The 370-nt window shown below is 54.6% G+C and carries 1 rRNA gene; it reads right to left on the minus strand.

The features are described from left to right. Positions 1–370, minus strand: a 16S ribosomal RNA gene (locus tag IQQ51_RS15025); the annotation flags it as partial.

The raw sequence follows: 370 nt of genomic DNA on the forward strand, positions 1-370 counted from the left end.
ACCCCCTTCCTCACAACTGAAAGTACTTTACAACCCGAAGGCCTTCTTCATACACGCGGCATGGCTGCATCAGGCTTTCGCCCATTGTGCAATATTCCCCACTGCTGCCTCCCGTAGGAGTCTGGACCGTGTCTCAGTTCCAGTGTGGCTGATCATCCTCTCAGACCAGCTAGGGATCGTCGCCTTGGTGAGCCATTACCTCACCAACTAGCTAATCCCACCTAGGCATATCTTGACGCGAGAGGCCCGAAGGTCCCCCTCTTTGGCCCGTAGGCATTATGCGGTATTAGCCATCGTTTCCAATGGTTATCCCCCACATCAAGGCAATTTCCTAGGCATTACTCACCCGTCCGCCGCTCGACGCCCATTA

Source organism: Vibrio sp. OPT18 (assembly GCF_015163615.1).
In the GTDB taxonomy this organism is placed as follows: Bacteria; Pseudomonadota; Gammaproteobacteria; order Enterobacterales; family Vibrionaceae; genus Vibrio; species Vibrio coralliirubri.